Here is a 6,709-nt window from a genome sequence, read left to right on the forward strand (position 1 = left end):
TCTGCTCCTCGTCGCGAGGGGCAGGCGGCGTGTGCGGCCCAGGAGACACTAACAATGAGTCAAGCGATCGAAGTCAAGGTGCCGGACATCGGCGATTACAAGGACGTCCCTGTGATCGACGTGCTGGTGAAGGCGGGTGACACCGTCGAGAAAGAGCAATCGCTCGTGACGCTGGAATCCGACAAGGCAACGATGGACGTGCCGAGCTCGGTGGCCGGCGTCGTCAAGGAAGTGAAAGTCAAGGTCGGCGATGCGGTGTCCGAAGGCACGCTGATCATCCTGTTGGAAAGCGCCGAAGGCGCTGGCGCGGCGGCTCCCGCTGCGGCTGCGGCTGCGGCTCCTGCTCCGGCGGCGGCTCCCGCTGCGGCGCCGGCGCCGGCTCCGGCTCCCGCTGCGGCAGGCGGCGGCGTGCAGGAAATCAAGGTGCCGGACATCGGCGACTACAAAGACGTTCCCGTGATCGAGATCGCGGTGAAGGTCGGCGATCGCGTGGAGAAAGAACAGTCGCTCGTCACGCTGGAATCCGACAAGGCGACGATGGATGTGCCGAGCTCGGCCGCCGGCCTCGTCAAGGAAGTGAAGGTCAAGGTTGGCGATACCGTGTCGGAAGGCTCGGTCATCGTCGTGCTGGAAGCGGAAGGCGGCGCTGCCGCGGCACCCGCGCCGGCACCGGCCGCCAAGGCACCGGTCGAGCAGCCGTCCGACGCGCCCACCGTGCCGGCTCCGGCACCGGCCGCGCCGTCCGCGCTCGCGCAGGCGCCGCTGATTCCGGCGGGTGAGGGCGGCTCGCGCCATCCGAGCCATGCATCGCCGTCGGTGCGCAAGTTCGCGCGCGAACTCGGCGTCGACGTCTCGGAGGTGCGGGGCACGGGTCCGAAGGGCCGCATTACGCAGGCCGACGTGACCGCGTTCGTGAAGGGCGTGATGACGGGTCAGCGCGCGGCGCCGGCCGGTGCAGCCGCGCCGGCCGCGGGCGGTGGCGAGCTGAATCTGCTGCCGTGGCCGAAGATCGACTTCACGAAGTTCGGCCCGGTCGATCCGAAGCCGCTGTCGCGCATCAAGAAGATCTCGGGCGCGAACCTGCATCGCAACTGGGTCATGATCCCGCACGTCACGAACAACGACGAAGCGGACATCACCGAACTCGAAGCGCTGCGCGTGAAGCTGAACAAGGAACACGAAAAGGCGGGCGTCAAGTTCACGATGCTCGCATTCGTGATCAAGGCGTGCGTGGCGGCCCTGAAGAAGTTCCCGACGTTCAACGCGAGCCTCGACGGCGACAACCTGGTGTTCAAGCAGTACTACCACATCGGTTTTGCTGCCGACACGCCGAACGGCCTCGTCGTTCCGGTGATTCGCGACGCGGACAAGAAGGGCCTCGTCGACATCGCAAAGGAAATGGCCGATCTGTCGAAGGCCGCGCGCGAAGGCAAGCTGAAGCCGGACCAGATGCAGGGCGGCTGCTTCTCGATCTCATCGCTGGGCGGTATCGGCGGCACGCATTTCACGCCGATCATCAATGCGCCTGAAGTCGCGATTCTCGGCCTGTCGCGCAGCGCGATGAAGCCGGTGTGGGACGGCAAGCAGTTCGAGCCGCGCCTGACCATGCCGCTGTCGCTGTCGTACGACCATCGCGTGATCGACGGAGCGGAAGCCGCGCGCTTCAACGCTTACCTCGGTTCGATTCTTGCCGATTTCCGGCGTGTGATTCTTTGACCGGCTGGTGAGGCCCGCCGGCGCGGGCGCGGATGGTTTCGACTGGTCCGCGTCGCGCCGTTCGCGCGTTTCTCGTGCGCTGTGCACATGGAACGCGCCGCTCATCACCGCTCAACATGAGAAGGGGACACTATGAGTCTCGTCGAAGTAAAAGTGCCGGACATCGGTGACTTCAAGGACGTCGACGTCATCGAAGTCAACATCAAGCCGGGTGACGTCATCGAGCAGGAGCAGTCGCTCCTGACGCTCGAGTCCGACAAGGCGTCGATGGAAGTGCCGAGCGATACCGCCGGCACCGTCAAGGAAGTGCGCATCAAGCCGGGCGACAAGGTTTCGCAGGGCACGGTGATCGCGCTCGTCGAGGCAGCGGCGGGCGGCGCGGCCGCTGCCGCGCCGGCGGCGAAGGAGCCCGAGAAAGCAGCTCCCGCGCCTGCCGCTGCGGCACCGAAGGCAGCGGCACCGGCGCCGCAGGCCGGCAGCTATGCCGGTAGCGCCGACATCGAGTGCGACATGCTCGTGCTCGGCTCGGGCCCCGGCGGCTACTCGGCCGCGTTCCGCTCCGCCGACCTCGGCATGAAGACCGTGCTGGTCGAGCGTTATCCGACGCTCGGCGGCGTGTGCCTGAACGTCGGCTGCATTCCGTCGAAGGCGCTGCTGCATACCGCGCTCGTCATCGACGAAGCGGCTGATCTTGCCGCGCACGGCATCACGTTCGGCAAACCGCAGATCGATCTCGACAAGCTGCGCGATTTCAAGTCCGGCGTGGTCAAGAAGCTGACCAGCGGCCTCGCCGGCATGGCGAAGGCGCGCAAGGTCGAAGTGGTGGTCGGTACCGGCGCGTTCGTCGATCCGAATCACGTGGAAGTGCAGACCGAAGGCGGCAAAAAGGTCGTCAAGTTCAAGCAGGCGATCATCGCCGCGGGGTCGGAAGCGGTGAAGCTGCCGTTCATTCCGGAAGATCCGCGCGTCGTCGATTCGACCGGCGCCCTCGAACTGCGTCAGATTCCGCAGCGCATGCTCGTGATCGGCGGCGGCATCATCGGTCTCGAAATGGCGACGGTGTACTCGACGCTCGGCGCGCAGATCGACGTCGTCGAAATGCTCGAAGGCCTGATGACGGGCGCCGACCGTGATCTGGTCAAGGTCTGGGAAAAGTACAACAGCAACCGTTTCGCGAACGTGATGCTGAAGACCAAAACCACCGCGGCTGAAGCGAAGGACGACGGCATCTACGTGTCGTTCGAGGGCGAGAAGGCGCCGGCCGAGCCGCAACGCTACGACCTCGTGCTGGTGGCGGTGGGCCGCTCGCCGAACGGCAAGCGGATCGGCGCGGAGAAGGCCGGCGTCGCGGTGACCGATCGCGGCTTCATCGAAGTCGACAAGCAGCAGCGCACGAACGTGCCGCATATCTTCGCGATCGGCGATATCGTCGGACAGCCGATGCTCGCGCACAAGGCCGTGCACGAAGGCCACGTGGCGGCGGAAGCCGCGCATGGCGAGAAGGCTTACTTCGACGCGATGCAGATTCCGTCGGTGGCTTACACCGATCCGGAAGTGGCGTGGGCCGGCAAGACGGAAGACCAGTTGAAGGCCGAAGGCGTCAAGTTCGGCAAGGCGGTGTTCCCTTGGGCCGCATCGGGCCGCGCGATCGCCAACGGCCGCGACGAAGGCTTCACGAAGCTGCTGTTCGATGAGCAGACGCATCGCGTGATCGGCGGCGGTATCGTCGGTCTGAATGCGGGTGACCTGATCAGCGAAATCTGTCTTGCCATCGAGATGGGCGCGGACGCGACGGATATCGGCAAGACGATCCATCCGCACCCGACGCTCGGCGAATCGATCGGCATGGCGGCCGAGCTGTACGAAGGCGTCTGTACCGATCTGCCGCCGGTGAAGAAGAAGTAAGGCTACCTCCTGCGCGCGCATGGCGACATGCAGGCGCAGCGAGGTGCTCAAGCGGCACGGCAAATCAAAAACGGCGCGCTCCATTTTGGAGCGCGCCGTTTCTCTTCGTGCGGCGGGGCAGCATGCAGGCAAAAAAATCCCGGCGTGACGGCCGGGCAAACGATACGCCATTGCAACGTATCGGAGCGTCCGGCCAATCAAACCGTGGATGCGGCAACGGCACGACGCTGTTGCTTGCGATACCGCCAGCCCAGCGCCTCGGCTGAACCGGCGTGAAAGACGACGCCTGTCACAAAGCCAGGCGTGGTGGGGCGTAAAGCTTAGACCGCCTTCTTGGCGGCGGCGCGCGATGCTTGCGCGGCGGCTTGCGAAGCTGCCTTCGATGCGGCCGTTGCAGCTGCATTGAAATTGCTTTCAGCGATTTCGACGGCTTGGCGGGTTGCCTTGTGGACCGTTTCGTACGTGGTATTGGCCGCGGTGATAGCCGACTTCATGACGGCGACAGCGGTTTCCGAACCAGCCGGCGCGTTTTTCGCGACGTTTTCAACGAGAGCCTGAACCTTGCGGTTTTGCTCTTCGAATTGCGCTTCCGCGACGCGGGTGAACTCGCCCTGCGTTGCCGAAACGATTTCGTACACGTGGCGGCCGTATGACAGCGCCTTCTCAGCTACCGGCTGCGCGAGGCTCGCTTGCAGTGCCAGCAGTTCTTGCGCGTCCTTCACCGACAGCGCGCGTTGGGTGTTTTCCTGGCTTTCGGCGAGCGTCGACTTCACAACTTGCAGGTTCAGCTCAACCAGCTTTTCGACGCCTTCAAATGCTTTGGTCGTCAGGCCGAACAGGGTTTCGAAGTTGGCTTTCTGGGCTGCGGCGAATTGCTCAGGGGTCAGCAGAGTCATGGTTTACGCTCCTGGATTGCGGTCGGTCTGTGCGGACCGCATTGGGTGGGTGGCGATACGCGGATTGTTCGTTCGCCAGGGCTGCGACGTATTGTGCATCGCAACAATGGTTTCCATTTTAGGATGGTCGCAAAGAATGTCAAGCGTTTTTTGTGCGACGCACAATGCAAGGAAAATGCCGATAAAACAATAGGTTATGCAGTAGGCATGTCATTAATATGACGCGGAACGATCGGGTCGCCGCACCGGGTGCCCGTGCGAAATTAGGGCACCGTGAACGGCTCATTCCGGAAACGATTTTCCCGCCACCGGCCTTGGTGCGGGCCGGACACGAGCGCCCTCGCGGGCATCCGCCCCCTGAAAACCCGATCCTGGTGAATTCGATGTAAACCACAAGGCGGCCCGGAACGTTAAGGAGCGATAGCAGTCGAATGCGCTTTAGCGGTTTTCGTCAGGCGTTTAATAAGCTGTCGCCCGCTAGCAAGGCTTCCATGGCGCGGCGCAGTAGGCGCAGTATTGCCGCCACTGCTTTTACCGTATTTCCCCGAATCAAGGTTGTCTCAAAACTGCCGTTATGCTGCAGGGACCTACTGGCTTGAGCCTGGCAGCAGCAACGGTGACGCAAGCCGACGTCGATCATTTTTTCGATCGAAGCGCGGCTCGTCGTTGCATTTCGGCCATCGGAGCTAAGAAGCCAGTTGAAGGAGCGCGCATAAGTGCTTCAAATTGCTAATTTTTCGTTGCTTTACTACACTTGCGGAAACCTCTCGCCGCTCCCTATCGAACACCCATGAAAACCGACATGTTTTCGTCGCTGAAAGTGCTCCACGGCGCGGCGCGCAGCACCGCTCTGTCGATGGCCGTCTCGCTGGCCGTAGCAGCGGCGTTTGCTGCGCCTGTCAGCACTTTTGCGGCGACGCCTGCTGCAACCACAAAAACCTCCAAACACGCCAAAACCGCCAAAAAGCCGGCGCAGGCGGCAGCCGCCGAAAAGGTGTCGAACCGTGCGGCAAAAGCCGGCAAGGACGACGCCGTGAAAACCGCTGCCACAGTTGAAGACGTGCCGCGTGCCGGTGTCAAACGCAAGCGCGCAACGTTTACGGCGAACGGCCGGCACCGTTCGGTCATGCGTCGCGTCGCGTACGAGCCGCGCCAGCCGACCGTCGGTCAGGCGTTCGGTCTGCACGATACGCCGGACGCGCTGATGCTGCGCTCGAGCGTGGCGTACGTGATCGACCAGAACAGCGGTGAGCCGCTGTTCGACAAGAACTCGCGCGCGGTCGTGCCGATCGCGTCGATTACGAAGCTGATGACCGCGATGGTCGTGCTCGATTCGAAAGAGGCGATGACCGACCAGATCGAAGTCACCGACGAGGACCGCGACTACGAGAAGAACACCGGCTCGCGCCTGTCCGTGGGCTCGGTGCTGTCGCGCGAGGACATGCTGCACATCGCGCTGATGGCCTCGGAAAACCGCGCGGCGGCGGCGCTGTCGCGTTACTACCCGGGCGGGCGCCCGGCCTTCCTCGCGGCGATGAACGCGAAGGCCAAGCAGCTCGGCATGAACGACACGCACTTCGAGAACCCGACCGGGCTGACGAGCATGAACGTGTCGAGCGCGCGTGATCTCGTGAAGATGGTCAACGCGGCGTATCAGTATCCGTTGATCCGCAAGTTCTCGACCGATCACAGCTACGAGGTGTACACCGGCAAGCGCACCCTCGCGTACAACAGCACGAACGCGCTGGTGCGCAACCCGACGTGGGACATCGGTCTGCAAAAGACCGGCTTCATCAACGAAGCGGGCGAGTGTCTCGTGATGCAGGCGACGATCCACGGCCGGCCGATGATCATGGTCCTGCTCGATTCGTCGGGCAAGTACTCACGTTTCGCGGACGCGACGCGTCTGCGTACGTGGCTCGATAACGGCGGCGACCAGCCGCGCATCACGAGTGCCGATGCTGGCGGTCCTGGTACCTGAAGCGTGACCGGCTGCGCAGCCGGTCGTGTTCAGCCTGGCTGTGGCTGCGCTCATCATGCAAAGAAAAAGCCTCGCAAACGCGAGGCTTCAGACTGCTGACAAAGTACCCCCAAAGCCTGGCCACACGCCGGGCTTTGTCGTTTAATGGGCGTCATGCTCAAGAAACCAACACCGATGCAGCACGAACTCGAGATGGTCACGCTCGAGGAAC

Annotated in this window: 4 protein-coding genes; 3 read left to right on the forward strand and 1 reads right to left on the reverse strand. The window is 63.3% G+C overall.

The window, feature by feature from the left end; translation table 11 throughout:
* The first annotated feature begins 54 nt into the window (after window positions 1-54).
* The gene (aceF, locus tag LJ655_RS26895) at window positions 55-1,716 is read left to right on the forward strand and encodes a dihydrolipoyllysine-residue acetyltransferase (protein WP_230564199.1); all 1,662 of its coding nucleotides are present in this window, start codon (window positions 55-57) and stop codon (window positions 1,714-1,716) included.
* A gap of 132 nt (window positions 1,717-1,848) precedes the next feature.
* A complete protein-coding gene (lpdA, locus tag LJ655_RS26900) occupies window positions 1,849-3,621 on the forward strand; it encodes a dihydrolipoyl dehydrogenase (RefSeq protein WP_230564200.1) in 1,773 nt (590 codons plus the stop codon).
* 320 nt (window positions 3,622-3,941) lie between these two features.
* Here lpdA and LJ655_RS26905 read toward each other — a convergent pair whose 3' ends face one another.
* Entirely contained in the window at window positions 3,942-4,517 is a 576-nt protein-coding gene (locus tag LJ655_RS26905; protein ID WP_230564201.1) for a phasin family protein, read from the reverse strand.
* 790 nt (window positions 4,518-5,307) lie between these two features.
* On the opposite strand from LJ655_RS26905, the gene pbpG reads away from it, so the two are divergent.
* The gene (gene pbpG, locus LJ655_RS26910; protein WP_230564202.1) at window positions 5,308-6,498 is read left to right on the forward strand and encodes a D-alanyl-D-alanine endopeptidase; all 1,191 of its coding nucleotides are present in this window, start codon (window positions 5,308-5,310) and stop codon (window positions 6,496-6,498) included.
* Window positions 6,499-6,709: the final 211 nt, after the last annotated feature.

Origin of the sequence: Paraburkholderia translucens, assembly GCF_020881035.1 — a bacterium.
Lineage (GTDB): Bacteria > Pseudomonadota > Gammaproteobacteria > Burkholderiales > Burkholderiaceae > Paraburkholderia > Paraburkholderia translucens.

What these genes read in the sequence shown, in the direction of transcription:
- lpdA (WP_230564200.1), top strand. Translation starts at nt 1,849, where the DNA reads ATGAGTCTCGTCGAAGTAAAAGTGCCGGACATCGGTGACTTCAAGGAC.
- pbpG (WP_230564202.1), top strand. Translation starts at nt 5,308, where the DNA reads ATGAAAACCGACATGTTTTCGTCGCTGAAAGTGCTCCACGGCGCGGCG.
- aceF (WP_230564199.1), top strand. Translation starts at nt 55, where the DNA reads ATGAGTCAAGCGATCGAAGTCAAGGTGCCGGACATCGGCGATTACAAG.
- LJ655_RS26905 (WP_230564201.1), bottom strand. Translation starts at nt 4,517, where the DNA reads ATGACTCTGCTGACCCCTGAGCAATTCGCCGCAGCCCAGAAAGCCAAC.